The organism is Streptomyces sp. NPDC055103, from assembly GCF_053607625.1.
In genome coordinates, this window is record NZ_JBSGTX010000052.1 from 39,140 (window position 1) to 65,864 (window position 26,725).

Sequence of the window (26,725 nt, forward strand, 5' to 3'; positions counted from 1 at the left end):
CCCAAGGACGACGATCTCCGCGAGACGATCTCCGCGAGACGCGGGATCGTCACCCCCCGCTGCCGGACTCCCTGAGGTCCACGATCCGCTTGATCTTGCCCACGGACCGTTCCAGCGTCTCGGGGTCGACCACCTCGACCCCGACCGAGACCCCTGCCCCGTCCTTGACCGCCGCCGCGATCGCCAGGGCCGCCCGCGCACGCTCCTCGCCCGTCGCCTCCGCGCGGGCCTCGGCCCGCACCGTCAGGGCGTCGAGCCGGCCCTCCCGGGTCAGCCGCAGCTGGAAGTGCGGAGCCACGCCCGGCGTGCGGAGCACGATCTCCTCGATCTGCGTGGGGAAGAGGTTCACCCCGCGCAGGATGATCATGTCGTCGCTGCGCCCCGTGACCTTCTCCATCCGCCGGAACACCCGCGCCGTCCCCGGCAGCAGCCGGGTCAGGTCGCGCGTCCGGTAGCGGATCACCGGCATCGCCTCCTTGGTGAGGGAGGTGAAGACGAGCTCCCCCTCCTCGCCGTCCGGCAGCACCTCGCCCGTGAACGGATCCACGATCTCCGGGTAGAAGTGGTCCTCCCAGATGTGCAGGCCGTCCTTGGTCTCCACGCACTCCTGCGCCACGCCGGGGCCGATCACCTCCGACAGGCCGTATATGTCGACCGCGTCGATGGCGAAGCGCTCCTCGATCTCCTTCCGCATCGCCTCCGTCCACGGCTCGGCGCCGAACACGCCCACCTTCAGCGAGGTCGAGCGAGGGTCCACGCCCTGCCGCTCGAACTCGTCGAGCAGCGTGAGCATGTACGAGGGGGTGACCATGATGATCTCGGGCCGGAAGTCCTGGATGAGCTGCACCTGGCGGGCCGTCATGCCGCCCGAGGCGGGGATCACCGTGCACCCGAGGCGCTCCGCGCCGTAGTGGGCGCCGAGCCCGCCGGTGAACAGGCCGTATCCGTACGCCACATGGACCTTGTGCCCGGGGCGCGCACCGGCGGCGCGCAGGGAGCGGGCCACCACGTCGGCCCAGGTGTCCAGGTCCCTGTCGGTGTAGCCGACCACGGTCGGGCGACCGGTGGTGCCGCTGGAGGCGTGGACGCGCCGGATCCGGGACTGGTCGACCGCGAACATCCCGAAGGGGTAGTGGTCGCGCAGGTCCGACTTGGCGGTGAAGGGGAACCGGGCCAGGTCGGCGAGCGTGCGGCAGTCGTCGGGGGACAGGCCGGCCGCGTCGAAGGACGTGCGGTAGAAGGGCACGTTCTCGTACGCGTGCCGCAGGGTCGCGCGCAACCGCTCCAGCTGGAGGGCAGCCAGCTCCTCGCGCCCGAGCCGTTCGCCGCTGTCGAGCAGTCCCGTCAGATCCGGCATGCGCCACTCCTTCACCCGTACCGTCGTCCACGATGCCGTAAAACGGACTACCGATCATTCGGTAGATCCTTTACGGGCCAGTAAAACCACTGGGGCCGGGGGGTTGGCAAGGGGTGCGACGTGTTCGCTCCCGTCGGGCAGTCGTTTCGCCCTGGGATCACACCTTGGGGTGCTTTTGGGTGAAGTGGGGCGGTCGGGCGGCATTCCGGGGAAAAGTGAACGTCATGCCTGCCCTGTTCCCGCTCGACACCCGCGCCCCCGACACGACGGCGGGGGTGGCCCCGTGACCACCACCGCCCCCGGCACCGCCGACACGCCCCAAGTGCACTTCTGGGCCGTGCCCGACCTCACCGGCCTCGACTTCGACCCGCTCCTCGCCAGACTGCTGCACGAGGACCCCGTCACCCGGGTCCGACTCCCGCACGGCGAGGGCCACGCCTGGCTCGTCACACGCTACGAGGACGTCAAGTTCGTCTCCGTCGACCCCCGCTTCAGCCGCCAGGCCGTCTGGGGGCGCGCCATCACCCGCGTCGCCCCGCACTTCATCCCGATGGAAGGCGCCGTCGGCTTCGCCGACCCGCCGGACCACACCCGGATGCGGCGCGTCGTCGCCCGCGCGTTCAGCGCCCGCGCCCTCCGCGCGCTCCGCGACCACGCCCAGGAGGTCATGGACCGGCTCCTCGACCGGGTCGAGGAACACGGCGCCCCCGCCGACCTGATGGAACTCGTCAACCGTCCCTTCCCGCTCGCCATGGTCAGCGAACTCATGGGCGTGCCCGAGGGCGACCAGTCGCTCATGGCCCGCTGGTCCGACACGATCATCTCCGCCGGCGCGGGCCGGGAGGCCAGCGAGCAGGCCAAGGCCGAGATGGGCCGGTACTTCACCGAACTCATCGGCCGCAGCCACGGCACCGGCAAGGAGACCCTCGCGGCCGTCCTCGCCGACGCCGTCGACGAGGACACCCTCACCGAGCACGAGGCCGTCGGACTCGCCGTCCTCATCCAGATCGGCGGGGCCCACGCCGTCCGCAACAACAGCGCCAACATGGTGTACGCGCTGCTCACCCACCCGGAGCACCTCGCCCGACTGCGCGCCGAGCCCGAACTCGTCCCGCAGGCCGTCGACGAGCTCCTCCGCTACATCCCCCACCGCAACGCCGTCGGCCTCTCCCGCATCGCCCTGGAGGACGTCGAGGTCGGCGGCGTCACCATCCCGGCGGGAGACCCGGTCTACGTCTCGTACCTGACCGCCAACCGCGACCCGGACGTCTTCGCCGAGCCGGAGCGGCTCGACTTCGACCGCGGCTACAACCCGCACGTCGCCTTCGGCCACGGACCGCACTACTGCCCGGGCTCCGCCCTCGCCCGCATCGAGTCGGAGATCCTCCTCGAATCGCTGTGGACCCGCTTCCCCGATCTGCGGCTCGCCGTCCCCGAGGAGGAGATCCGCTGGCAGCGCGGCGCCCTCATCCGGGGCCCCGAGACCCTGCCCGTCACCTGGTGAGAGGAGCCCGCACCCCGTGACCGCCACAGCCATCGGACCGGGCGGCGGCCTCGTCGTGCCGCCCGGCCACGGCAGGACCTTCACCACCGCCGCCCAGCACGTCACCTTCAAGGTGACCGGCGAACACTCCCGTACGGCCTCCACCTTCGAGGTGGTCGTACCACCCGGATTCGACGTCGGCGCCCACGCCCACGGGCACAGCGAGGAGCTCTTCTACGTCCTGGAGGGCGAGCTCGACGTCCTCGCGTTCGAGCCGCTCGTCCGTACTCCGGACAGCTGGCGGGAGTGGGAGTCCGGAACCGGACAGCGGGCGGTCCGGGCCACCCCCGGCACACTGATCCTCGTGCCACCGGGCTGCCCGCACGCCTTCGCCAACCCCACCGGGGAACCGGTACGGATGCTGTTCCAGGCCTCACCCCCGCCCGACCACGAGCGGTACTTCGAGGAGCTCATGGAGATCCTCGGCTCGGGCGGCGAGGTCGACCACGCCGCCGTGGAACAGCTCCGCGTCCGCTACGACATCGAACAGATCACCCCCCTCCGGCACGACGCCGACAGGCCGGCCACGGCCCCCGCCCGGGCGGAGGCGACCCCCGACCCATGACCCCACCGCCGGAACAGCACGGCCTCGTCGTCCACGACTGGGCCGTGCCCCCGCTTCCCGACACCGTCTTCGATCCGCTGCCCCACCGGCTCCTCCGCGAGGAGCCGGTCGCCCGTGTCAGGCTCCCCTACGGTGAGGGCGACGCCTGGCTCGTGACCCGCTACGAGGACGTCAGGCAGATCGCCTCCGACCCGCGACTGAGCCGGGCCCTGACCGTCGGCAGGCCCGTCACCAGCATGACCCCGCACACCCTCGCGCCCGCCGGGGGAGTGGGCCGCGCCGACCCGCCCGACCACACCAGGCTCCGCAAGCTCGTCGCGTCCACCTTCGGCCGGCGCCGTATGGTCGCGCTGCGCGAGCACACCCGGCGGACGGCCGAAGCCCTCGCCGTCCGCACCCTGGAGGCGGGCCCGCCCGCAGACCTCGCCGAGACCTTCGTCGGCCCGCTCGCCGCCACGGTCATCGCCGAACTCCTCGGCGTCCCGGCCGCCGACCTCGACCGGGTCGAGCGGTGGCGCGCCGGAGTCCTCTCCAGCGACACCACCGCAGCCGAGGGCGAGACCGTCAAGAAGGAGATCGCCGGCTACTTCGCCGACCTCGCCCGGCACCGCACCGAACACCCCGGCGACGACCTCGTCAGCGAACTCGCCGCCGCCCGCGCCACCGGCGGCATCAGCACGCCCGAACTGGTGTCGATGTCCGTCATGCTCACCCTCAACGGCCTCGACGCCGTACGGAACATCGTCGCCACCATGCTGTACGTGCTGCTGGTCCACCCCGAGCAGACGGCGAAGCTCCGCGCCGAGCCCGACCGCCTCCCCAGGGCCGTCGACGAACTCCTCCGCTACATCCCGCAGCGCAACGGCGTCGGCATGCCCAGGATCGCCACCGCCGACATCGAGGTCGGCGGCGTCACGATCCGGGAGGGAGAGGCCGTCTACGTCTTCTACCCGGCGGCCAACCGCGACCCCGCCGTGTACACCGACCCCGACCGGCTCGACCTCGACCGGAACGAGGCCCCGCACCTCGCCTTCGGCCACGGCGCGCACTACTGCGCCGGCGCCCAACTGGCCCGGATGGAGGCCGAGGTGATGCTCTCCACCCTTCTCACCCGCTTCCCCGGACTCGCCACAGCGGTGGAACCCGAGCGGATCGCATGGCGCCGGGGAACGGTCAACCGAGGCCCGGTCTCGCTCCCCGTCACTTGGTGACGGCTTCCCGATCACCTGCCTCGACCCCGACCCCGACCCCGACCTCGACCCCAACCCCAACCTCGACCTCGACCGCGGCCCCGACGCCGACCGCGGCCCCGGCCCCGATCGCGGCCCCGACGCCGACCGCGGCCCCGGCCCCGATCGCGGCCCCGACGCCGACCGCGGCCCCGACGCCGACCGCGGCCCCGACCGCGACCGCGGCCCCGACCGCGGCCCCTGCCTCGACCCCGACCCCAGGGCCCCGGCTCTGACTCCGGTGCCGACCCCGCACCCGACCCCAGCGCCCTGGCCAGGCGAAACCTGTTGCCGGGGCGCCGGACGGGGTGCTGGAGTGACCCGCATGGAACCCCAGTACCTCCGTGACCTCTACGACCGCCAACTGCGCCGCGAGGCGCGCCCCGACGGGCCGGGCTGCCGTGTCGAGCGCGTCGGACCCGTCGTCCGGCAGACCGGGCCGGCGCACGCCTGGAACGGCGTCCTGTGGTCCGGCCTCGACGGCCCCGGGGCCGACGCCGTGATCGCCGGGCAGATCGCCCACTACCGCGCCGCCGGACTGTCCTTCGAGTGGAAGCTGTACGGGCACGACGCCCCGGCCGACCTCGCCGACCGCCTCCTCGCCGCCGGCTTCACGGTGGACGACCCCGAGACCCTGATGGCCGCCGAGGCCGCGGCCCTGCCTCAGGAGGTGCCGCTCCCCGAAGGCGTCGAACTTCACGCGGTCACCGACGAGGCCGGGGTACGCCAGGTCGTCGAGGTCCACGAACGCGCCTTCGGCACCGACAGCTCCCACATCGGCCGCCAGCTCCTCGACCGGCTCGCGGCCGACCCGGACACGGTCACCGCGGTCGTCGCCCTCGCGGCCGGGGAACCCGTCAGCGCGGGTCGCCTCGAACTCTCCCCGGGCACCGACTTCGCCGGAATCTGGGGCGGCGGCACCGTCGAGGCCTGGCGTGGCCGCGGCCTCTACCGCGCACTCGTCGCCCACCGCGCCCGCATCGCCGCCGCCCGCGGCCACCGCTACGTCCAGGTCGACGCGGCGGAGACGAGCCGCCCGATCCTCCAGCGCCTCGGCTTCCTGACGCTCTCCACGACGACCCCGTACACGTACAGCTTCTGAGCTTGTGGTGACGGTGTCGGATCCGGTCGGTTGCGCGAGATCCAGGACGGTTTTGCCGTGGAGGCGCCGACCGAGGAGAGCCTGTACCGCCTCGGAGGAGCGGCCACGCTGGAGAGGGTGCCGCCGGCCGCCAGGGTGGCGAAGGCGTCGACGAGGTACTGGCCGCCGACGTTGCACCGGCCCGTGGAGGAGGGTCACCGCGTGGGCGAGATCCTCGTGGTCGGGCCTCGCTGAACCGGGGATCGGGGCGGTCGGTGCGTCAGGTCGCCCAGTGCGCGGGGCGCTCGAAGCCCGCCGGGAGGCGGGTCGCGGCGTTTCCGCGCGCCGCGTTCAGCTGTGGCTGCGTGAGGAAGAGGGCGTCGGTCAGGTCCGCGCCCGACAGGTCGGCGTCCCGCAGGTCGACACCGATGAGATCGGTGAGCGTCAGGTCGGCGCCGGTGAGGTCGGCGGCGATCAGGAGCGCGCCGCGCAGATCCGTGACCCGCAGCTTCGCCCCGCGCAGCCGCTTGCCGATCAGGTCGGCCCCCCGCCGGCTCTTCGGCCGGCCGCCGGCCGAAGCCCGGACCAGCTCGCTGGTGCGCAGGAGCAGCGGGTTCACCTCGGCCCGCACGGGCGTCACGTCGAGCTTCTCCAGCGCGTCCGGCGTTCCTCCGGCCAGCGCCTCGACCCGGGCGAGAGCCGCGCGCAGCTCGGCGTGGAGCGGGCGGGCGGCCGACAGGGCAAGGGCCTCGGTGAGGTAGCGCAGCAGCTCGTGGAGCTGGCGTACGACGGGGAACACCTCGTACATCCGGCGCCCGGTCTCCGGCGCCTCGCGCCAGGACACGCCGCCGAAGGTCACCTGGGAGACCCGCTGTCCCGCGCCGAAGCAGTCGTACACCGTGCAGCCCTGGAACCCGCTGGGCCGCAGCCGCGTGTGGATGCCGCAGCGGAAGTCCTCCTGGAGGTTGCGGCAGGGCTCACCGGACGACTTGTTCACGCCGAAGTCGGCCGACTTGGCGAAGGGCAGCGCCACGCAGCACAGCCCGAAGCAGTTGGCACAGTCGCCGCGCAGAGCGGATTCCCGGGTCTCGGGCACGGTGGAACGGTTCCTTCGCATGGCGGGGACGGATCCGTCCACCGTATCGCGCCCTCGGGAGCGCCCGCCGAACCCGCTGCCGGTCCTCCCACCGGTCCTCCCACCGGTCCACCCAAGGGTCCACCCAAGGTTCCTCCTACCGGTTCTCCCGCCGGTTCCCCCCGTCGTCCATGCCCTCGGCGAAATCCGTTGCGAAGATCAACAGCAGGCGGTGATGATCGGCGGCATGCCGACCTTCACGACGTACGACGGGACCGAACTCGCCTACCGGACACTCGGGGAGGGTGCGGGGGAGCCGCTGATCTGTCTGCCGGGCGGGCCCATGCGCGACGCCGCCTACCTCGGCGACCTCGGCGGTCTCGCCGCCCACCGCACCCTCGTCGTGCTCGACGCCCGCGGCACCGGAGCGAGCGCCGAGCCGGCCGACCCCGGCACGTACCGCTGCGACCGCCAGGTCGGCGACGTCGAAGCCCTCCGCGCACACCTTGGCCTGGAGCGGATCGACCTCCTCGGCCACTCCGCCGCCGGAAACCTGGCCACCCTGTACGCCGCCGCCCACCCCGACCGCGTCCGCTCCCTCGTCCTCGTCACCTCCAGCGGATGGGCGCTCGGCCTCGGCACCACCGACGAGGAGTGGGACGAGGCCGTCACGATCTTCGCCGACCAGCCGTGGTACGCGGAGGCCTGGGCCGGGGTCGCCACGATCGGCCCCGACACCCCGCTCCCGCGCGTCATGGAGATCACCGCGCCCTTCGCCTACGGCCGCTGGGACGAGGCCGCCCGGGAACACGCGGCGACAGCGCAACGGCAGATCCGGTGGGAGGCCGCCTCCGCCTACCACGGCGAGGGCGCCTACGACCCGGAGGCGACCCGGCGCGCGCTGACCGCGCTCAAGGCGCCGGTGCTGATCCTGGCGGGGGAGTACGACGCCGGACCCACCCCGGCCAGGGCGGCCGAGGCCGCGGCCTGCTTCCCCGAGGCCGAGTTCGTCGTCCTGCCCGGCGCCGGACACTTCCCCTGGGTGGACGACGCCGACGCCTTCGTCCGCCCCGTCGCCGCTTTCCTCGACCCGGAGGTCCACACGGTCACCGTGGACGGCGTACGCCTCGCTTACCGGGTGCGCGGGCCCGAGGCCCCGCCCGTCGTCCTGGTCCACGGCCGGGGCGAGGACGGCACCGGCTGGCACGCCGTCACCGAGGAGCTGGCCGCCGACCACCGGGTGTACGCCCTCGATCTGTCCGGCCACGGACTGAGCGACCGCACGGGCCGCTACGGCTTCGAGGACTTCCGCGACGAGCTCGGCGGCTTCCTGCGCGCCCTCGGTCTCGCCGGGGCGACCGTCGTCGCCCACTCGATGGGCGGCGCGGCCGCGTACCTCCTCGCCCAGCGGGAGCCGGGCCTCATCGGCCGTCTCGTCCTGGAGGAGGCGCCCGTCTTCTTCCCGCTCGACCCGCCGCGCCCGGTGGCCGACCGCCCCGAGGGGCGGCTCCCCTTCGACTGGGGGATCGTCACCACCACCGATGCCCAGCTGAACGCCCCCGACCCGGCCTGGCGCGAGGGCCTCCCGGCGATCACGGCCCCCACCCTCGTACTCGCCGGGGGCCCGTCCAGCCACGTGCCCCAGGAGCAGCAGTCCTGGCTCGCCGACCGCATTCCCGGCGCTCGCCTGGTCACCATCGATGCCGGGCATTCGATCCACGCGTCCAGGCCGGGCGAATTCCTCGGCGCCGTGAGGGAGTTCGGTCTGTAGACGTGATACGGCCGGTCTGGCCCGGCCCGGGATCAACCCCCGGTGGACCCACCCGCGTCCGTATCCGCGTCCGTATCCGCGTCCGTCTTCGCGTCCGCGTCGACCGCCACCGAGCGGGCCCAGCGGTAGTCCGCCTTGCCGCTCGGGGAGCGCTGGATCCGCTCGGTGAGGACCAGCTGGCGCGGCACCTTGTAGCCCGCGAGGCGCGGGCGGCAGTGGCTCTGCACCGCCTCCAGGTCCAGTGGCGGGGCGTCCGCCCGGAGCTGGACGACCGCGGCGACGTGGTTGCCCCAGCGGGCGTCGGGGACCCCGGCGACCAGGGCGTCGTACACGTCGGGGTGGGACTTCAGGGCCTGCTCCACCTCCTCCGGGTAGACCTTCTCGCCGCCCGTGTTGATGCACTGGGAGCCGCGGCCGAGGACCGTGACGACCCCCTCCTCGTCGACGGTCGCCATGTCGCCGAGGAGCACCCAGCGCACGCCGTCCTTCTGGAAGAAGGTCTCGGCGGTCTTGGCCGGGTCGTTGTAGTAGCCGAGCGGGACGTGCCCGCGCTGGGCGAGCCTGCCGACCTCGCCCGTCGCGACGGGCTCGTAGGTGGCCACGTCGACGACCTGGGTGCGCTCGTTGACGTGCAGCCGGAAGCCCTTGTCCGGGCCGGAGTCGTCCGTGGCGCGGCCGTTGGAACCGGACTCCGTGGAGCCGAAGTTGTTGAGGAGCAGGACGTTCGGCATGAGCTCCTGGAGCTGGGCCCGTACGGTCTCCGACATGATCGCCCCGGATGACGACAGGCTGAACAGCGCTGACAGGTCCGTGCCCCTGAGCGGTCCGTGCAGCGCGTCCACGAGCGGGCGCAGCATGGCGTCGCCCACCAGGGAGATGCTGGACACCTTCTCCTTCTCCAGGGTGCGCAGGACCTCCTCCGGCACGTACTTGCGGTGCAGGACGACGCGCTGGCCGTAGTTGAAGGCGATGAACGCCGTCAGCGTCGAGGTGCCGTGCATCAGCGGCGGCGCGGGGAAGAAGGTGATGCCCGGGCTGCCGGCCGCGACCCGCTCGGCGAGCTCCTCGGGGCGCTTCACGGGCTCGCCCGAGGGCTCGCCCCCGAACAGGCCGGCGAAGAACAGGTCCTCCTGGCGCCACAGGACGCCCTTCGGCATCCCGGTCGTCCCGCCGGTGTAGATGATGAAGAGGTCGTCCCCGGAGCGCGGGCCGAAGCCCCGCTCCGGCGAGCCGGCGGCCTCCGCCTCGGCGAACGGTACGCAGTCGAGCGCCGGCGCTCCCTCGAATTCGGCGCTGTGCTGCGCAGCAGCTCCTTGAGGGGTGGTGGTCGGGCGACGGGTGGGCGGGTTACCCACCCGCACGAGGTGCCGCAGCTTCTCCGTCTGCGGCAGCGCCGACGCCACCCGCTCCGTGAACTCGGCGTCGAAGACGAGCGCGGCGAGGTCGGCGTCCCGGTAGAGGTAGACGAGCTCCTCCTCCACGTACCGGTAGTTCACGTTGACCGGCACGATCCGCGCCTTGAGGCAGGCGAGGACCGTCTGCAGGTACTCGACGCCGTTGTACAGGTGGAGGCCGAGGTGCTCACCGGGACGGATGCCCGACTCGATGAGGTGGTGGGCGATCCTGTTGGCCGCGGCGTCGAGTCCGGCGTAGGTGAGGCGGCGTTCCTCACCCGTGCCCGGGTGATCGACGTACACGAGAGCCTCGCGGTCCGGGACCACGTCGACCACCGATTCGAACAGGTCGGCAAGGTTGTACTCCACCGTTCCTCCTGACCCCGGCTCGCGCTGACTCGTACGGGTACGCAGTGACTCGGCGGTCATTAGAGCGCCGACCGCCGACGGGGGGAAGGGGATGCGCAGAAGAATCTGACTGAGTGTCAGAAAACTATTGAACTGGACCTCCCACTCCTGCAACCTGTTCCAGAACTGGAGACGGGAGACCCCATGGGTGGCACCGAACACCTGGACGTGCGGCGCGAAGGCGCCACGCTCGTCCTCACCTTGAACCGGCCCGAGGCCAAGAACGCCCTCTCACTGCCGATGCTCGTCGGCCTCCACGACGGCTGGCTGGAGGCCGACGCCGACGACGGCATCCGCTCGATCGTCCTCACCGGAGCGGGTGGCGCCTTCTGCGCCGGGATGGACCTCAAGGCGCTGGCCGGCAAAGGCATGGAGGGCGAGCAGTACCGGGACCGGCTGAAAGCCGACCCCGACCTCCACTGGAAGGCGATGCTGCGCCACCACCGCCCGCGCAAGCCCGTCATCGCGGCCGTCGAGGGCTACTGCGTCGCCGGCGGCACCGAGATCCTCCAGGGCACCGACATCCGGGTCGCCGGCACCTCCGCCACCTTCGGCCTCTTCGAGGTCAAGCGCGGCCTGTTCCCCATCGGCGGCTCCACCGTCCGCCTGCCCCGCCAGATCGCCCGCACCCACGCCCTGGAGATGCTCCTCACCGGGCGCCCGTACACCGCGGAGGAGGCGGCCGGCATCGGCCTCGTCGGGCGCGTCGTCCCCGACGGCACGGCGCTGGACGCGGCCCTCGACATCGCCGAACGGATCAACGCGTGCGGCCCGCTGGCCGTCGAGGCGGTGAAGGCGTCGGTCTACGAGACGGCCGAGATGACCGAGACCGAAGGGCTGGCAGCCGAACTGAAGCGGGGCTGGCCGATCTTCGACACGGCGGACGCGAAGGAGGGGGCGAGGGCGTTCGCGGAGAAGCGGCCGCCGGTGTACCGGCGGGAGTGACCTGTCCGCCGCCCCCCGCCCGGCCCCTTGGCGGGGCAGGGAGAACCCCCGCGCAGCGGCAGCAGCACCACCCCGCACCGGACGCCACCGCCCTCATCGAAGGAGCCCGCCCCATGACACCCGTCCCCGCCTCCCCGCCGGAGGCCCTCCAAGCCCCCCTCGTCGTCGAGTTCCCCTTCACCCGGTCCCTCGGCCCCGTCCAGTCCGCCTTCCTCACCGGACTGCGCGAGCGGACCGTGCTCGGCGTCCGCACCGAGACGGGCGACGTGCTCGTCCCGCCCGTCGAGTACGACCCCGCCACCGCCGCCGAACTCCGCGAGCTCGTCGAGGTCGGCGCCACCGGCACTGTCACCACCTGGGCCTGGAACCCCGAGCCCCGCACCGGACAGCCGCTCGCGACGCCCTTCGCCTGGGTCCTCGTCCGCCTCGACGGCGCCGACACCGCCCTCCTCCACGCCCTCGACGCCCCCGGCCCCGAGGCCGTCCGCACCGGGCTGCGCGTCCGCATCCGCTGGGCCGCCGAACGCTCCGGCGCCATCACCGACATCGCCTGCTTCGAGCCGTACGCGTACGAGAGCGACGACCCCACGGACGGCCCCGCGGACGACCGTGCGGTCGAACCACGGCCGCACGACGGACAGTTCGGCGACACCCCGGTCACCGGTATCGTCGCTCCCGCCCGCCTCGACTACACCTACAGCCCCGGCCGCGCCCAGACCCGCTACCTCCACGCGCTCGCCGAGCGCCGTACCGTCGGCGAGCGGTGTCCCTCCTGCGTCAAGGTGTACGTGCCGCCCCGCGGCGCCTGCCCCACCTGCGGGGTCGCCACCACCGACCAGGTCGAGGTCGGCCCGCGCGGCACCGTCACGACGTACTGCATCGTCAACATCAAGGCCAAGGGCGCTGCCATCGAGGTCCCGTACGTCTACGCCCACATCGCCCTCGACGGTGCCGGGCTCGCCCTGCACGGCCGCATCGCCGGCATTCCGTACGACCAGGTCCGCATGGGCCTGCGCGTCGAACCCGTGTGGAGCGAGGACGGCCGCTACCCCGACCACTACCGGCCCACCGGCGAGCCCGACGCCGACTACGACACCTACAAGGAGCTGCTGTGACGCCGCACCGGCCGGGACGAGAGGTGGCGATCGTCGCCTTCGCCCAGAGCGACCACCGCCGCCGCACCGACGACCTCTCCGAGGTCGAGATGGTCATGCCCGTCCTGCACGACGTGCTCCGGCAGACGGGACTGAAGACCTCCGACATCGGCTTCACCTGCTCCGGCTCCTCCGACTACCTCGCCGGACGGGCCTTCTCCTTCACCATGGCTCTCGACGGCGTCGGCGCCTGGCCGCCGATCTCCGAGTCCCACGTCGAGACGGACGGCGCCTGGGCCCTGTACGAGGCCTGGGTGAAGCTCCTCACCGGGGAGGCCGACACCGCCCTCGTGTACGCCTACGGGAAGTCCTCGCCCGGCTCCGTCCGCGACGTCCTCACCCGCCAGCTCGACCCCTACTACCTCGCCCCCCTCTGGCCCGACTCCGTCGCCCTCGCCGCGCTCCAGGCCCAGGCGCTCGTCGACGCGGGCCACACCGACGAACCCGCGCTCGCCGCCATCGCCGGCCGGAGCCGCACGGACGCCGCCGCGAACCCGCACGCCCAGTTGCCCGGCGCCCGCCCCCAGGGCGAGTACGTCGTCCAGCCGCTGCGCACCGGCGACTGCCCGCCGATCGGCGACGGAGCCGCCGCCGTGATCCTCGCCGCCGGCGACCGGGCCCGCGAACTCTGCGAGCGCCCCGCCTGGATCCGGGGCATGGACCACCGTATCGAGGCCCACTCCCTCGGCGTCCGCGACCTCACCGACTCGCCCTCCACCCGCCTCGCCGCCGAGCGCGCCGGAGCCTTCGAGGCGCCCGTCGACACCGCCGAACTCCACGCGCCCTTCACCTCCCAGGAAGTCGTCCTCGCCAGGGCGCTCGGCCTCGACGACACCGTCCGGATCAACCCCTCCGGCGGCGCCCTCGCCGCCAACCCCGTCATGGCCGCGGGACTCGTCCGCCTCGGCGAGGCCGCCGCCCGCATCCACCGGGGCGCCTCCGACCGCGCCCTCGCCCACGCCACCTCAGGGCCCTGCCTCCAGCAGAACCTGGTCGCCGTCCTGGAAGGGGAGCCCCATGTCAGGTAAGGCCGTGACATCGAAAGAGCCCGTCGCCGTCGTCGGCATCGGCCAGACCAAGCACGTCGCCGCCCGCCGGGACGTCTCGCTCGCCGGACTCGTTCGCGAAGCCGCCGTCCGCGCCCTGGAGGACGCCGAGCTGACCTGGGCGGACATCGACGCCGTCGTCATCGGCAAGGCCCCGGACTTCTTCGAGGGCGTGATGATGCCGGAGCTGTACCTCGCCGACGCGCTCGGCGCCGTCGGCAAGCCGATGCTCCGGGTGCACACCGCCGGATCGGTCGGCGGCTCCACCGCGCTCGTCGCCGCCAACCTCGTCGCGGCGCGCGTCCACCGGACCGTCCTCACCCTCGCCTTCGAGAAGCAGTCCGAGTCCAACGCCATGTGGGGCCTCTCCCTGCCCGTCCCCTTCCAGCAGCCGCTGCTCGCCGGCGCGGGCGGCTTCTTCGCCCCGCACGTCAGGGCCTACATGCGCCGCACCGGCGCCCCCGACACGACCGGTTCCCTCGTCGCGTACAAGGACCGGCGCAACGCGCTGAAGAACCCGTACGCCCACCTCCACGAGCACGACCTCACCCTGGAGAAGGTCCAGGCCTCCCCGATGCTCTGGGACCCGATCCGCTACTCCGAGACCTGCCCGTCCTCCGACGGCGCTTGCGCCATGGTCCTCACCGACCGCGAGGGCGCGGCCCGTTCACCGCGCCCGCCCGCCTGGGTGCACGGCGGCGCGATGCGCAGCGAACCGACCCTCTTCGCCGGCAAGGACTTCGTCTCGCCGCAGGCGGGCCGGGACTGCGCCGCCGACGTCTACCGCCAGGCCGGCATCACCGACCCCCGGCGGGAGATCGACGCCGTCGAGATGTACGTGCCCTTCTCCTGGTACGAGCCGATGTGGCTGGAGAACCTCGGCTTCGCCGAGGAGGGCGAGGGCTGGAAGCTCACCGAGGCCGGGGTGACCGAACTCGACGGCGACCTGCCCGTGAACCCCTCCGGCGGCGTGCTGTCCACCAACCCCATCGGGGCCTCCGGGATGATCCGCTTCGCCGAGGCGGCACTCCAGGTACGCGGCGAGGCGGGCGAGCACCAGGTGGAGGGCGCGCGCCGGGCGCTCGGCCACGCCTACGGAGGTGGCGCGCAGTTCTTCTCCATGTGGCTCGTCGGCGACACCCCGCCCACCCGCTGAGTCGTGACGGCGGGGCACACCTACCCTGACGTCCATGAACGCGGAACGTGATCTGACCCGGCTGCTCGCCGGGATGCGGCCGGAACTCGACCCCGGCCGCTACGTCTTCACCACGGTGGACGGCCCCGCCCCGGCCGGGGTCGCCCCGGTGGTCACCGTCGCCGAGGACGAGGGTCTGACCCTTGTCGTACGCCAGGAGGATGCGGACGCCGCGGCCCTCCCGTACGACTACGTGGCGGGCCGGATCACGCTGCGGGTGCACTCCGCGCTCGACGCCGTCGGGCTGACGGCCGCCGTCGCGGGGGCGCTCGCCGGGGCGGGGCTCAGCTGCAACGTGGTGGCGGGCTTCCACCACGACCACCTCTTCGTGGAACACGCCCACGCGGAGGAGGCGCTGGCCGTTCTCGAACGTCTCGCGAAGGCGGGGGAGCCCCCTCGGAGCCCCCTCGGGGTAACCCCTAGGGAAGAGAAGGGCGTCACTCCTCCCCAGTCATGATCGTCGGGAGGGTCCACCGGCCTAGGCTGAAGTCAACTCCAGCCGCTCCCGCCGCCCCGGGGCCCGGGCCGGACCGGGTCGCGCTCCAGCAGGCCTCGACGCCACGGTCGCCGCCGGCGTCCCCGGAGCCGTGGCCGAGGTACGGACCGGGCGCGGCGCATGGCACGGCAGCAGCGGGACCGCCGATCTGGCCACGGGACGTACCGCCAAGGCCGGTGACCGCTTCCGGGCCGGAAGCGTGACCAAGAGCTTCACCGCCACGCTCGTCCTCCAGCTGGTGGCCGAGGGCAGGGTCAGGCTGGACGACACCATCGAGGGACAGCTCCCTGGCGTGGCGCCGGGCGGCGAGCACATCACCGTACGCCAGCTGCTCCACCACACCAGCGGCCTGGCCCGCTACACCGACGTCCTGCTGAGGAAGCCCGACCCGGTACGGGACGCGCAGAAGGCCACGTACACCCCGCGTGAGCTCATCGCACTCGTCACCGACGCGCCGGACAGACCCGCCCCTGGCACCACCTGGGAGTACTCCAACACCAACTACGTCGTCTTCGGACTGCTCGTCGAGCACGTCACCAGGCGGTCGCTCCGGCACGAGACGGACCGCCCCATCCTGCGGCCCCTGCGTCTCAAGGACACCTCCTTCCCGGCCACCCCGAGCATCCCCGGCCCGCACCTGCACGGCTACGAATGGCTCGACGGCCGGGGAGCGGGCGCCGCGCCCACCGACCTCACCGAGTTCAGCCCCGCCGTCTACTGGGCCACCGGGACCCTCATCTCCACCACCCACGACCTGAACACCTTCTACAAGGCGCTCTTCGACGGCCGGCTGCTGCCGCCCCGCCTGCTGCGGGAGATGCGTGCCACGCAGCCCATGAACCCCGGGCGGCCTGGGCGCTCCTACGGCCTCGGCCTGGAGAGCAACGCGAACACGTGCGCCGCCGACGGGCCGGTCGTCGGCCACACGGGAGAGGTCGTCGGATACCAGACGTTCAGCTTCACCTCCGCGGACGACGAGCGGCAGGTCACGCTCTCCGCCAAAACCGGTCTGACCCTGTCCGACGCGGCGGCGACAGCCGCCATGAAGGTGCTCACCACCGCTCTCTGCCGAGCCAAATGAGCGGTGGACGCCACCGCGCGCCCTCGCTTGGGCGTTTGAGGGTCTCAACTCACTCCTCCGGGCGTACGCTGGGGCCTTCGCGGGGCCTCCCGCCCGGCACTCCGCACCGTACGCCGGGCGCGCGCCCCCGGTGTGGGGGTGGAACGTGGTAGCTGAGGACGGCAGGCAGGCCCGGAAGGGCTTCGGCCTCTTCGAACGCGAGGCGGCGCTCACGGCGGCCGAGGAGGCACTCGACCTCCTGACCGGCCTCGGCGAGGCACCCCCCGGTCGGCCCGACCGTGTGCCCGCGCCCCGCGGCCCCCGCCTCGTCGCGGTCCCCGACGCGGGGCCACCGTTCGCCCGGCCCGCCACCCTCCGGGGCGCGGACGCCGCCGCGGGCCCGAGGCCGTTCCCAGGCGCGGACGCCGCCACGGGCCCGAGGCCGTTCCCAGGCGCGGCCCCGAGGCCCTTCCCCGGTCCGTCGGACGCGCTCGACGGCGACTCCGCCGACCTCCCCCGCGCCGCCCGGCGCGGCGGCCTCCTCGCCTACGCCGCCCCCGCCGGGCTCGGCAAGACCACCCTGCTCGCCGAGATCCGGCGCCTCGCCGCCGCCCGCGGCTGCACCGTGCTCTCCGCCCGGGGCGGCGACCAGGAGCAGCGGGTCGCCTTCCACGTCGCCCGGCAGCTCCTCCAGCCCCAACTGGCCCACGCCTCCGACACCGAACTCCGCGAACGGCTCGGCTCCTGGTACGACATCGTCGGCCCCGCCCTCGGACTGCGTGCCACCGGCGCGGGCTCCCCGCCCGACCCGCAGGGCCTGCGCGACGGACTCGACTGGGTCCTCACCCACCTCGCCGTCCGGCGCGCCCCGCTCGTCGTCGTCCTCGACGACACCCACTGGGCAGACCCCGAGTCCCTCGGCTGGCTCGCCGCCTTCGCGCCGCGCGCCGAGGAACTGCCCATGCTCCTCGTCGTCGCCTACCGGCCCGACGAACTCCCCGATGAGGGAGCGGAGTTCACCGGCCGCCGCTCGGGCCAACGGCCCCTCGGTCTCGCCCCGCTCACCACCGACGCCATAGCCCAGCTCGTCCGCGACCGCGTCGGCGCCCACGCCGAGGACGCCTTCTGCCACGAGTGCTGGACCGTCACCTCCGGCAACCCCTTCGAGGCGGTCGAGCTCGCCGCCAAGGTCCGCGACCAGGGCCTCGAACCCACCGCGGGCGGCGCCCACGAACTCCGCGACCTCGCCGCCGCCCTCAAGGGCAGCGGCCTCGTCACCCGCCTCGAACGCCTCGGCCCCGCCACCGTCCGCCTCGCCTGGGCCTGCGCCGTCCTCGGCACCGAGATCTCCCCGCAGCTCGCCGGGGCCGTCGCCGCACTCGGCGAGGAGGCCGTCGCCGACTGCGCCGCACGCCTGCGCGAGGCCCGCGTGCTCGCCGAGGCCGAAGGTCCGGACGAGACCCTCCAGTTCGTCCATCCCCTGATCGCCACCACCGTCTACCGCTCCATCCCCGCCGCCACCCGCGTCGCCTACCACGGCCAGGCCGCCTGGTGTGTCGTCGACGCCGGCCTCGGCTCCACCGCCGCGGCCCGCCACCTCCTGGAGACCCACCCCGACGGCGACTCCTGGGCCGTCGGCCACCTGCGCGCTGCCGCCCGCGAGAACCTCCGCGCCGGCGCCCCCGACGCCGCCCGCCGCTTCCTCGCCCGCGCCCTGCGCGAGCCTCCCGCCGCCGACGACCGGGCCGCCGTCCTCTTCGAGCTCGGCTGCTCCTCCCTCCTCACCGAACCCGCCACCACCGTCAACCACCTGCGCGCCGCCCTGGAGGAGCCCATCGCCGACCCGGCCCTCCGCCACGGCATCGTCTACCGCCTCTCCCAGGTCCTCGCCCACAGCGACCGGCTCGTCGAGGCCTCCGAACTCCTCGGCCGCGAGGCCCGGCAGACCACCGACGCCCGCAGCCGCCTTCGCATGCAGGCCGAGAAGTTCATGTGGGACGCCTTCCGCGCCGACGAACCCGAGTCACCCGCCCGCTCCCGCCGCCTCACCGCCCTCGCCGACCGGCTCACCGGCCGCGACCTCACCGAGCGGTACGTCATCGGCCTCCGCGCCTGGGACGCCACCCTGCGCGCCGAACCCTCCGCCGTCGCCGTCGGGCACGCCGAGCGCGCCCTCGAAGGCGGCCTCAGCTGGGCCGACGAGAGCCGAGGCTTCGAGGTCCCGGTCCTCACCGCCCTCACCTTCCTCTACGCCGACCGCCCCGGCCGCGCCGAGGAGCTGTTCGCCGCCGGCACCGCCGAGTTCGAGCGCCAGGGCTGGCGCGGGGCGCACCTCTCCTTCGCGTACACCCTGCTCGGCTACATCCGCTACCGCCGCGGCCGCCTCGTCGAGGCCGAGGACTTCGTCCGCGCCGGACTGCGCCTCGCCGAGCGCGTCGGACCGCGCACCCCCGCCCAGTGGTACGCGGTCGGCGTCACCATCGAGGTCCTGCTCGCCCGCGGCCGCGTCGAGGAGGCCGACCGCATCGCCCGCGACCACGACTTCGGCGATCCCTTCCCGGCCGCCGTCACCTTCCCCGATTCCCAGACCGTCCACGCCGAGCTGCTCCTCGCCCGCGGCCGCGTCGACGAGGCCGCCGCCGAGCTGGCAGCCGTCGGCCGCCGTCTCGACCCGCGCGGCATGCGCAACCCCGCCTGGTGCCCCTGGCAGCTCCACCTCGCTGTCGCCGAGGCCGTCACGACCCCCGCCAGGGCCCGGCGCACCGCCGAGGAGGCGGTCGCCCGCGCCCGGCAGTACGGCGCACCCTCCGCGATCGGCTCGGCGCTCCGGGTGCTCGCCGAGGTCTCCGAGCCCACCGACCGCGTGAAGCTCCTGGAGGAGTCCGTCGACCGGCTCGACCAGTCGCCCGCCGCGTACGAGCTCGCCCGCTCCCTCGTCGCCCTCGGCGCCGCCCTCCGCCGCACGGAACGAGCGGAGGAGGCCGCCGAGCACCTCTACCGGGGCCTGGAGGCCGCCCAGGACTGCGGTGCCGACGGCCTCGTCGACGAGGCGCGGGCCGAGCTGGCTGCGGCCGGGCTGCGCCCCCGCGCCCTCCACCCGGCCGGCACGGACACACTCACCGCCCGTGAGCGCCAGGCCGCCGAGCTCACCGTCCGCGACCAGGACGTGGCCCTCCACCTCGGCGTGGAACCGACCACCGTCAGTCGGCTGCTTTCGGCCGTCTACCGGAAACTGGGCACCGACCGGACCGGCCTCGACCAGGCCCTGCGGAAGACGGGCCGCCCCGGCGAGCAGCCCTGACGGGAGCGGGGCGCCCGGCGCGCGGCATCGCGCGCCGGGGCACGTACCATGGCCGTATGTCCTTCCTCCGCCGCCGCAGCGCCGCCTCACCCGCGGGCCCGGACTTCGACGTCCTGGCCATGGATCCGGGCGACTGGCCCGGCAATCTCGGCGCCGGTCTGCTGCCCGCCCCCGACGGCTCCTGCCAGGGCGTGTTCCTCCGGTACGACCTCTTCGGCGGCCGCGGCCCCGCGATGATCATCGGTAACCTCCCCGACGGCTCCCCGGCGCGCGAGCTCGGCGACGGGCAGATCCCCTTCGAGGTGGCCCAGCTCCTGGCGGCCCTGGAGAACGACGAGCCCGTCGAGGTGCTCGACACCGAGGACGTCCCCGTGATGCAGGGTGACAACCTCCTCATCGTCCGGCGCCTCAAGCTCTCCGAGAGCCGCATCTCCTGCGTCCAGTTCGACCGCAGCGACAACGTCCTCGTGACGATCGCCAGTTGGGACCGGCCGATCACCGACGACCTGTACGCGCTGCTCAAGCCGCTGCCCGCCGAGCTGTTCCAGCAGGGCTGAGGGGGAGCGGGGCCGATGAGCGCGCGCGTCGACGCCTGGATCTGGGCGGTACGCCTCACCAAGACCCGGGCCCAGGCCGCCGCGGCCTGCCGCGCCGGGCATGTGAAGGTCAACGGCGACCGGGCCAAGCCCGCGCAGTCGGTGAAGCCGGGCGACGAGGTCCGGCTCCTCCACGGCGGCCGTGAACGGATCGTCGAGGTCAAGGAGTTGCACGTCAAGCGGGTCGGACCGCCCGTCGCCGCCGAGGCGTTCGTGGACAACAGCCCGCCCCCGCCGCCCCGCGAGCACGTGGCCGTCGCCGCCGTGCGCGACCGGGGCGCGGGCCGCCCCACCAAGCGCGAGCGCCGCGAGATCGACGACCTGCGCGGCCGCCGCACCTGACGCCGCACCCTGTCCCGTACGTGAGGGCCGTCCGCCCCGTACGTGAGGGCCGCCCCGGGGAATCCCCGGAGGCGGCCCTCGTCAGTTGTTCAGCGCGGCGCGGAACCGATGAGCGCGGCGACCCGCGCGGCCGAGGTGCCGAGCCCCGTCAGACCACGCCCCACCAGCGGGGTGCCGCTGCCCAGATGGACGTCCTCCGCGCGGTAACGCCGCACGCCCTGATGCCAGTTGAGAATCCCCGCGAGCCAGTCCTCCAGCTCCCGCAGATACGCGTCGAAGGCCGCCCGGCCCTTGCGGTCGAGCGCGAAGTCCTCGTACAGCAGGGGAACTTCGTTCTTCTTCAGGTGCTCGTACTGACGGAGCCGGCCCCGCATCAGGTCGTCGACCATCGCCACGGCCGTCGGGTAGTCGCAGTCGAAGAACTTCTGCAGCACGAGGACGCAGTTGTGCACCTCGCCCTCGACCTCGATCTCCTTCTGGTACGAGAACAGGTCGTTGACGAGCGTCGCGTAGTCGGCCACCGAGTGCTCCAGGGCGCGCACCGTCCCCGTCCGGTAGATCTCGGCGGGCAGCGCCTCCGTGTGCCGCAGCCGACACAGCAGCATCGTGAGCTCGGAGCCGAAGGTGGTCCGGCGCATCTCGATGTAGTCGACAGGGTCGGGCACGCGGTGCTGCGCCTGGTTGTGCAGCTCCCAGAGCCAGCTGTCCAGCATCGCCTCCAGGGCGACCCTGAGCTGGGCGCGCGCGTCGGACCCCATCGGGCCCGCTGTGCGGGCCCAGAGATCGGCGAGGGCGATCTCCAGGGGGTGCGAGGCGGTCGCCGCCACGGCCGCCGCCGGATCCTCCAGCGGCATGAAGCCCTTGAGCCCTTCCGTGAACCGCTTCGCGCCGCTCAGGTCACGCGGCCGCCCGAAGACGAGGGGGTAGTAGTCGTCGCCGTACGTCCCCCACGTCAGCCACTCGGCGCTGAGCTCCAGCTCCTCCAGGGTGGCGTCGGGGTCGAGCCCCGCCGAACAGAGCGCGAAGTCGAAGCCCTCCAGCATCGGCCGGTCCCAGATGTCGTTCAGGAAGCCCACGCGCTCGGCCCAGTCGACCGAGCGGCGCAGCGCCTCCTGGTGGTGCGGGCTGAGGGTGAGCGGGTACGGCAGGTCGAACTCCGGGAGCAGCGAGGGCCCCACGTGCTCGTGCGGCACGTGCGTGAGCGCGCGCAGTCGCGACGCGGCCGGACGCCCGAAGAGCGTGCGGATGTCCAGCGCCGAGGTGCCGAGCACCCCTTCCAGGTGGGACGGGCCGCCGATCATGCCCTCGTTCATGTACCGGCTGGAGCGCATGTGCCACTCGTGCCCGCCGGACTGCCAGTCCTGGAGCCCCTTCGCGTACGCCGCGACGGCCGCGCACTCCTCGGGCCCCAGCCCCCTCTCCACGGCGAGCATCGGCACCTCGGTGAGGGCCGTGTTCTCGAACTGCTGGAGCCGGGACGTCAGCAGGTCGTTGACGGCGTTCGCCGCCTCCTGCGTCGTGCAGCCCAGGAACTTCTCCAGGACCAGGACGCCGTTGCTGTTCTCGCCCTCGTCCTCCACCTCGCGCTGGTACGAGAACAGGTCGTTTCGCAGGTGCACGGCGTCCGAGAAGGCGTCCCTGAGGACGCGCAGGGGCCGGGAGTACGCCACCCGGTCGGGGACCTCGGCGCCCGCCGCGTACTCGACGAGACCGGCCGACCAGGGCGCGCCGCCCACCTTGCGGCGCATCTCGATGTACTCGACGGGGTTGGCGATCCGCCCCTCGTTGATGTTGTCGAGCTCCCAGAGCGACTCGTAGAGGAGGTGCTCGGTCGCCTCGGCGAACCGCACCCGCCAGGCGTCGGACATCGACGGGATCGTCCGCCGCCAGAGGTCCGCGAGGCCCGCCTCGACGGGGTTGGTCGGCTCGGGCATCCCCGTCGCCGGGTCCGCCGGCATGAAGAGCGGCAGCCGGTCCAGATAGGCCTTGCTGCCCGCCCGGTCCTGGGTGCGCTTGAAGATCTCCAGGAAGTGGTCGTCGAAGAAGAAGACCCACGTGTACCAGTCCGTGACGAGGTCGAGGGCCTCCGCGTCGCAGTCGGGGTGGGTGTACGAGCAGAGCAGCGCGTAGTCGTGGGAGTCGAGGTCGTGCTCCTCCCAGACGCCGGAGCCCTCCAGCATCCCCATCTCCCGCGCCCAGTCACGGGTGTGCGTGCGGGCGGTCTCCACATGGGGATTGAGCCGCGCCGGATACGGAACATAGAAATCCGGCATAACGAAGGGCTGAGGCATTTCCTGAGGGGCCTTCCGGTGAGCAGGTGCGATGACCGGCCCAGCCTTACCCGTCGCCCGGATGGCGCACGCGATCTCCCGAATAGTCGTATGAACGCCGATGCGGTGGGGTCGGAGTGAACCTCCGGCCCCACTGATCATCTTTCGGCCACGCCTCCGTCAGCCCTGGGAAACCCGCACGTCAGCGGCCTTCACGAAGGCCACCCGATGGCCGAACTGGATCTCGTAGTACTCCTCCTGGCCCCGGACGACCGTGTGCCCGCTGCTGTCGAACACCGGCGCGAAGTAGTACTCACCCGGAGTGCGGTCACCCACCACGTACCGCTGACCCGCGAGCAGCTTGTACGGCAGCGGGGACACCGCCTGCACCGGAACCCCCACCGGGTAGGCCGAGGCCTCCGGATAGGCCCGCCCGTAGACCGGGACCTCCGCCAGCCCCTCCCGGGGCGTCAGGACGAGCCCGCGCGCGTTCACCGCCGTCGGCTCCTTTCCTGGATTGTGGAACCACGCCTTCTGCCCGAGGTACCAGACGGCCGTCCACTCGCCCCGGCGCTCCGCCACCGCGAAGCTCTGCCCCGTCGAGGCGCGCGCCCCGGTGTCGTTGACCCCGGTGGTCGAGTCCTGCCCACCCGGCCGCAGCCCGATGTCCTTCACCAGGGGCGCGTCGGCGCTCGGCGCGGTGTGCAGGCGCACCGCCCCGCTCCCGTGCGGCGCACAGACCTCGCCCGCCTTCACACAGCCCGTGTAGACCGGCTGATGGGCGCTGTAGTCGGGCCGGATCGTCACCACCCCGGCGTCCGGACCGGCGCTCGGCGTGATCGGTCGGCCGAGCAGCTGGAAGTAGTGCGCCCAGTCCCAGTACGGGCCTGGGTCCGTGTGCATGCCCCGGATCGTCGAGGTCACCGTCCCCGGCACGGTGTCGTGCCCCAGGATGTGCTGCCGGTCCAGGGGGATGCCGTACCGCTGGGCGAGGTACCGCACGAGCCGTGCCGACGTCCGGTACATCGCCTCCGTGTACCAGTTGTCCGGCGCGGTGAGGAAGCCCTCGTGTTCGAGCCCCACCGACTTGGCGTTCACGAACCAGTTGCCCGCGTGCCAGCCGACGTCCTTGAGCGGCAGGTGCTGCGCGATGTGCCCGTCGGAGGAGCGCAGCGAGTACTGCCACGACACGTACGTCGGGTCCTGCACCAGCTTCAGCGTGACGTCCCAGACCGCCTCCGTGTCATGGATGACGATGTAGTCGACCGACTGGGACGAGGGCCGGTCGGCCTTGTCGTGGTTGCCGTAGTCGCCGTCGCCGAACTCCTCGTACGGCGCGGGGATCCACTCACAGGCCACCGACCGCGGGCACTCCACCGGACCGGCGGCCGGCCTACGCAGCCCGAGCGCGTCGGCCTGCTCCGTGGCGGGCGCCACGGCGGGCGCGGCCGGCAGCGTCACCCGCTGACCGCTGTCCGTCGTCCGGGACTCCCCGGTCCGGATCACGTCGAACACGTCGTTCGCGTACGTCACGGCCGTCGCCGAGTCGTCGGCGCCCGAGTAGCGCGCCACCGCCCCGTACCAGTCGGCGGGGTCACTACTCGCCGGAAGCCCGGCCTCCCGCTGCGCCGCGGCGAGCAGGGCGGCCCCGCCCTCGATGTTCGCGGCCGTGGAGCCGCGCAGCTCCTCGGCCGGGATCCCGGAGAGCGCGGACGCCCGCTCCAGGGTCCGCAGCCGGCCGGGCAGCGCCTCGGGCGCGGGCACGGGGGCGTCCGCCGCCGTCCGGGCGGGGCGCGAGGAGTCGCCGCGCGCGTCCTCCTCGCCCTCGGAGTGGTGCGGAACCGCCTCGGTGAGCGCCGTCACCGCGTTCGTCAGGTGCATGGGCCCGTAGCCGCCGGTCACGCTCGGCGCACCGCCGTGCGTGTCCCAGCGCGACTGCAGGTAGGAGACGGCGAGCAGAACGCTCTCGGGCACGCCGTGGCGTGCGGACGCCCGCGCGAACTGCCCCTGCAGGGTGCCCGCATTTGGCACGTCGGCGACGGCGGCCGGGGCGACGGACATCAGGGGAAGCAGCAGAGCGACGGACGCGACGGCGCCCGCCACCCTCGGTACGCGGCGGGGGGACCGGGACGACGGAGACACCCGTCTGTCGGGCGCGGATTGGAGCAAGGCAGCCTCCAGTGGCGGGGTGTGACGCGGGGGCGTGCGGGACCGAACCCGTACAGGGGTATCGGCTCCCGGACGATCCGTCAATCACCCCTACCAGTTGGCAAGTTCCCACGTCAGGGCGGGATTGGAGGCCATTCGGCGGACTTTCGCGGAGACGGGCCCCCGGGCCTGGGACGCGTCAGTGGAGTGGACCAATGGGGCCACCGACCGGGGTACGCGTCGACACGACGATGGCGCCTAGGTGTGCCTCGACGATGGGCATGCGTCACCATGGTCTGCCGAGCGGAACAGCGTGTGGTCGCCCGGTAGGAGCGGTCTGTCGGTGGGGGTGGGGTCCGTGGATCAGAGCGAAGACCAGATCTTGGCTGAGGAGCTTGCTGCTCTGGGCGCAGTGGGTGGGGTTAGTGGGCGCTTGGTTCGGGTGGTGGCCAAGCTGTTGGGGAAGAACGTCCATGAGGTCGATCTGCTTGTTCCCCTGCCCTTCGACGATGCGGTGAAGCGCGCCTCCGGTGTGCTCGGGAGGGCGGGCCGAGTTATTGAGACCGTGCCCGTTCGCCCTGGTGAGGACGAGACGATCCGCATCGTCGCCGGTGGCGGTGCCGGCGGTCTGAATCCCGTAGTGGTGACCGCGCGAGTGCTGAAGGCCGATGAGGACAGCTCGGAGGTCTGGCTTCGGGCAGCTGCCAAAGAGGGTCTGATCAGGCAGCGGGCCGGGGAGAAGACCGCCGTCCGTCTCGCCGCCCGGTTGAGCCGGGCAACCGGAGCGGACACGGCAGGCGGGTGAGCGCCAAGCCGCGGCCCGTCTTCAGCCCGAGCCGGACGTTCGGGGCTTGCCAGGGTGGTGCGTGGGTGCATTCCGGGCACGCAGGGACGCGACTTCGTCCCGTAGCTCCGTCAGTTCCCGGTGCAGTGCCTGAATGGCGACGATGGCCACCCCGTTGGCATCGGTGCAGCAGATCGTCCGGTCGTTCTCTCCGACCCCGAAGGCCTTCCACCAGTCCTGCGCCATGGGCCCCAAGTGGCGTACGTGCGGAGGGTCCCAGTGGTAGCGCCATGTGCTGACCGGCAGGCGGACCACCTGCTCCAGTACCTGGTAGCCGTTCACCGGGCCGCTGCCGCACACCGCGCCGGACACCGCCCCGGACGCCAGTCCGGCCGCCGAGGCGTCCTGCTGAAGGCGCCTTCGGACCACGGCCGGCGTCCAGATCCTGGCCAGGAGCCCCCTCAACCGCCGGCCGCTCATCGCTCCCAGACCACCGCTGTGACGTGGGTCTTCAGCCCGCGATCCGAGAAGAGCAGGCTGCCACCACCACCGCGGTTGCTGGGGTGGGCCACCGGCAACTGCACGAGACCGTTGCCCAGGCCGCTGCTGTAAGCGGTCTCACCAACCGCTGTGACATCGTGGTCTTTGTTGATCATCGTGGTGTCGTAGGCGGCATTTCCCAGCGCCAGAACGTTGGTGCTCGCCACGGCCGGAACGCTCAGGGCGCCGGTGCAGGTGGCCGCCGTGGCCGACAGCACCAGCAGGCGACGGGTAACGCGCTTCGTGGACATGGGCATCCTTCCGACCGGGACGCCGAGTGCGTCCGCGATACCCCTAACGGTCTAACGTCCCAAAGGGCACGAACGGCCGCGCCGTCGCGCACCCGTGCGAACGTGAGCCGCGCCGCGAACGCGAACGGCCTGCGGCGTGCTGACGCCGGCGGCCCCGACTCCGCAGGGGGGTCG

At 72.9% G+C, this 26,725-nt stretch carries 21 protein-coding genes and 2 pseudogenes; 16 read left to right on the forward strand and 7 right to left on the reverse strand.

Annotation, left to right across the window (positions count from 1 at the left end; all coding sequences use genetic code 11):
- Positions 1-49 precede the first annotated feature (49 nt).
- Positions 50-1,348: a phenylacetate--CoA ligase PaaK gene (gene paaK, locus ACWFR1_RS28270; RefSeq protein ID WP_453555905.1), complete on the reverse strand. Its 1,299-nt coding sequence runs from the start codon at positions 1,346-1,348 to the stop codon at positions 50-52.
- Positions 1,349-1,640: 292 nt separating this feature from the next.
- On the opposite strand from paaK, the gene ACWFR1_RS28275 reads away from it, so the two are divergent.
- The 5 genes from ACWFR1_RS28275 (at position 1,641) to ACWFR1_RS28295 (ending at position 6,030) form a co-directional block, all read left to right on the forward strand.
- Positions 1,641-2,861: a cytochrome P450 gene (locus ACWFR1_RS28275; protein ID WP_453555865.1), complete on the forward strand. Its 1,221-nt coding sequence runs from the start codon at positions 1,641-1,643 to the stop codon at positions 2,859-2,861.
- A 16-nt stretch (positions 2,862-2,877) separates the two neighbouring features.
- Positions 2,878-3,465, forward strand: coding sequence for a cupin domain-containing protein (locus ACWFR1_RS28280; protein WP_453555867.1), 588 nt, complete (start codon positions 2,878-2,880; stop codon positions 3,463-3,465).
- The gene (locus ACWFR1_RS28285; RefSeq protein ID WP_453555869.1) at positions 3,462-4,676 is read left to right on the forward strand and encodes a cytochrome P450; all 1,215 of its coding nucleotides are present in this window, start codon (positions 3,462-3,464) and stop codon (positions 4,674-4,676) included. Before ACWFR1_RS28280 ends, ACWFR1_RS28285 begins: the two co-directional genes overlap by 4 nt.
- Positions 4,677-5,019: 343 nt before the next feature.
- The gene (locus ACWFR1_RS28290; protein WP_453555871.1) at positions 5,020-5,796 is read left to right on the forward strand and encodes a GNAT family N-acetyltransferase; all 777 of its coding nucleotides are present in this window, start codon (positions 5,020-5,022) and stop codon (positions 5,794-5,796) included.
- 57 nt (positions 5,797-5,853) lie between these two features.
- On the forward strand, positions 5,854-6,030 hold the full coding sequence (locus tag ACWFR1_RS28295; RefSeq protein ID WP_453555873.1) for a hypothetical protein: 177 nt from the start codon (positions 5,854-5,856) through the stop codon (positions 6,028-6,030).
- A gap of 25 nt (positions 6,031-6,055) precedes the next feature.
- Here ACWFR1_RS28295 and ACWFR1_RS28300 read toward each other — a convergent pair whose 3' ends face one another.
- Positions 6,056-6,892 (reverse strand): pentapeptide repeat-containing protein, encoded by an 837-nt coding sequence (locus ACWFR1_RS28300; protein ID WP_453555875.1) that lies wholly within the window; start codon positions 6,890-6,892, stop codon positions 6,056-6,058.
- Positions 6,893-7,097: 205 nt separating this feature from the next.
- Between ACWFR1_RS28300 and ACWFR1_RS28305 the strand changes: the two genes are divergently transcribed.
- Positions 7,098-8,621: an alpha/beta fold hydrolase gene (locus ACWFR1_RS28305; protein ID WP_453555877.1), complete on the forward strand. Its 1,524-nt coding sequence runs from the start codon at positions 7,098-7,100 to the stop codon at positions 8,619-8,621.
- A 32-nt stretch (positions 8,622-8,653) separates the two neighbouring features.
- On the opposite strand, the gene ACWFR1_RS28310 is transcribed toward ACWFR1_RS28305, so the two are convergent.
- Entirely contained in the window at positions 8,654-10,384 is a 1,731-nt protein-coding gene (locus tag ACWFR1_RS28310; RefSeq protein WP_453555879.1) for an acyl-CoA synthetase, read from the reverse strand.
- 183 nt (positions 10,385-10,567) lie between these two features.
- Between ACWFR1_RS28310 and ACWFR1_RS28315 the strand changes: the two genes are divergently transcribed.
- From ACWFR1_RS28315 to ACWFR1_RS28355, 9 genes and pseudogenes are all read left to right on the forward strand, one after another.
- Positions 10,568-11,368, forward strand: a complete 801-nt coding sequence (locus ACWFR1_RS28315; protein WP_453555881.1) for a crotonase/enoyl-CoA hydratase family protein — start codon at positions 10,568-10,570, stop codon at positions 11,366-11,368.
- A gap of 113 nt (positions 11,369-11,481) precedes the next feature.
- Positions 11,482-12,483: a Zn-ribbon domain-containing OB-fold protein gene (locus tag ACWFR1_RS28320; protein WP_453555883.1), complete on the forward strand. Its 1,002-nt coding sequence runs from the start codon at positions 11,482-11,484 to the stop codon at positions 12,481-12,483.
- Complete coding sequence (locus tag ACWFR1_RS28325) at positions 12,480-13,550, forward strand: thiolase domain-containing protein (RefSeq protein WP_453555885.1); 1,071 nt, start codon at positions 12,480-12,482, stop codon at positions 13,548-13,550. The genes ACWFR1_RS28320 and ACWFR1_RS28325 overlap by 4 nt, the downstream gene beginning before the upstream one ends.
- Complete coding sequence (locus ACWFR1_RS28330) at positions 13,540-14,724, forward strand: thiolase domain-containing protein (protein ID WP_453555887.1); 1,185 nt, start codon at positions 13,540-13,542, stop codon at positions 14,722-14,724. Before ACWFR1_RS28325 ends, ACWFR1_RS28330 begins: the two co-directional genes overlap by 11 nt.
- Positions 14,725-14,758: 34 nt before the next feature.
- Positions 14,759-15,142, forward strand: a pseudogene (locus ACWFR1_RS28335) (ACT domain-containing protein); the annotation flags it as partial.
- Positions 15,143-15,344: 202 nt separating this feature from the next.
- Positions 15,345-16,340: pseudogene (locus ACWFR1_RS28340) on the forward strand (serine hydrolase domain-containing protein); the annotation flags it as partial.
- A gap of 145 nt (positions 16,341-16,485) precedes the next feature.
- Complete coding sequence (locus tag ACWFR1_RS28345) at positions 16,486-19,620, forward strand: helix-turn-helix transcriptional regulator (protein WP_453555889.1); 3,135 nt, start codon at positions 16,486-16,488, stop codon at positions 19,618-19,620.
- A gap of 56 nt (positions 19,621-19,676) precedes the next feature.
- On the forward strand, positions 19,677-20,177 hold the full coding sequence (locus ACWFR1_RS28350) for a hypothetical protein (protein WP_453555891.1): 501 nt from the start codon (positions 19,677-19,679) through the stop codon (positions 20,175-20,177).
- Positions 20,178-20,192: 15 nt separating this feature from the next.
- The gene (locus ACWFR1_RS28355) at positions 20,193-20,558 is read left to right on the forward strand and encodes an RNA-binding S4 domain-containing protein (protein ID WP_453555893.1); all 366 of its coding nucleotides are present in this window, start codon (positions 20,193-20,195) and stop codon (positions 20,556-20,558) included.
- Between the two features lie 89 nt (positions 20,559-20,647).
- Here ACWFR1_RS28355 and ACWFR1_RS28360 read toward each other — a convergent pair whose 3' ends face one another.
- Together ACWFR1_RS28360 and ACWFR1_RS28365 are read right to left on the reverse strand one after the other, a co-directional pair.
- Positions 20,648-22,849, reverse strand: coding sequence for a terpene synthase family protein (locus ACWFR1_RS28360; protein ID WP_453555895.1), 2,202 nt, complete (start codon positions 22,847-22,849; stop codon positions 20,648-20,650).
- Positions 22,850-23,008: 159 nt separating this feature from the next.
- The gene (locus tag ACWFR1_RS28365) at positions 23,009-24,889 is read right to left on the reverse strand and encodes an N-acetylmuramoyl-L-alanine amidase (RefSeq protein ID WP_453555897.1); all 1,881 of its coding nucleotides are present in this window, start codon (positions 24,887-24,889) and stop codon (positions 23,009-23,011) included.
- Between the two features lie 445 nt (positions 24,890-25,334).
- Between ACWFR1_RS28365 and ACWFR1_RS28370 the strand changes: the two genes are divergently transcribed.
- Entirely contained in the window at positions 25,335-25,781 is a 447-nt protein-coding gene (locus ACWFR1_RS28370) for a hypothetical protein (protein ID WP_453555899.1), read from the forward strand.
- Positions 25,782-25,802: 21 nt separating this feature from the next.
- On the opposite strand, the gene ACWFR1_RS28375 is transcribed toward ACWFR1_RS28370, so the two are convergent.
- Both ACWFR1_RS28375 and ACWFR1_RS28380 read right to left on the reverse strand, forming a co-directional pair.
- Positions 25,803-26,189: a tail fiber domain-containing protein gene (locus ACWFR1_RS28375; RefSeq protein WP_453555901.1), complete on the reverse strand. Its 387-nt coding sequence runs from the start codon at positions 26,187-26,189 to the stop codon at positions 25,803-25,805.
- 47 nt (positions 26,190-26,236) lie between these two features.
- Positions 26,237-26,551, reverse strand: coding sequence for a hypothetical protein (locus ACWFR1_RS28380; protein ID WP_453555903.1), 315 nt, complete (start codon positions 26,549-26,551; stop codon positions 26,237-26,239).
- Between the last annotated feature and the right edge of the window lie 174 nt (positions 26,552-26,725).

Excerpts from the sequence above, each read along its gene's own strand:
- ACWFR1_RS28305 (WP_453555877.1), top strand. The coding sequence starts at position 7,098 with ATGCCGACCTTCACGACGTACGACGGGACCGAACTCGCCTACCGGACA.
- ACWFR1_RS28300 (WP_453555875.1), bottom strand. The coding sequence starts at position 6,892 with ATGCGAAGGAACCGTTCCACCGTGCCCGAGACCCGGGAATCCGCTCTG.
- ACWFR1_RS28355 (WP_453555893.1), top strand. The coding sequence starts at position 20,193 with ATGAGCGCGCGCGTCGACGCCTGGATCTGGGCGGTACGCCTCACCAAG.
- ACWFR1_RS28315 (WP_453555881.1), top strand. The coding sequence starts at position 10,568 with ATGGGTGGCACCGAACACCTGGACGTGCGGCGCGAAGGCGCCACGCTC.
- ACWFR1_RS28380 (WP_453555903.1), bottom strand. The coding sequence starts at position 26,551 with ATGTCCACGAAGCGCGTTACCCGTCGCCTGCTGGTGCTGTCGGCCACG.
- ACWFR1_RS28290 (WP_453555871.1), top strand. The coding sequence starts at position 5,020 with ATGGAACCCCAGTACCTCCGTGACCTCTACGACCGCCAACTGCGCCGC.
- ACWFR1_RS28350 (WP_453555891.1), top strand. The coding sequence starts at position 19,677 with ATGTCCTTCCTCCGCCGCCGCAGCGCCGCCTCACCCGCGGGCCCGGAC.
- ACWFR1_RS28365 (WP_453555897.1), bottom strand. The coding sequence starts at position 24,889 with ATGTCCGTCGCCCCGGCCGCCGTCGCCGACGTGCCAAATGCGGGCACC.
- ACWFR1_RS28285 (WP_453555869.1), top strand. The coding sequence starts at position 3,462 with ATGACCCCACCGCCGGAACAGCACGGCCTCGTCGTCCACGACTGGGCC.
- ACWFR1_RS28360 (WP_453555895.1), bottom strand. The coding sequence starts at position 22,849 with ATGCCTCAGCCCTTCGTTATGCCGGATTTCTATGTTCCGTATCCGGCG.
- ACWFR1_RS28320 (WP_453555883.1), top strand. The coding sequence starts at position 11,482 with ATGACACCCGTCCCCGCCTCCCCGCCGGAGGCCCTCCAAGCCCCCCTC.
- ACWFR1_RS28330 (WP_453555887.1), top strand. The coding sequence starts at position 13,540 with ATGTCAGGTAAGGCCGTGACATCGAAAGAGCCCGTCGCCGTCGTCGGC.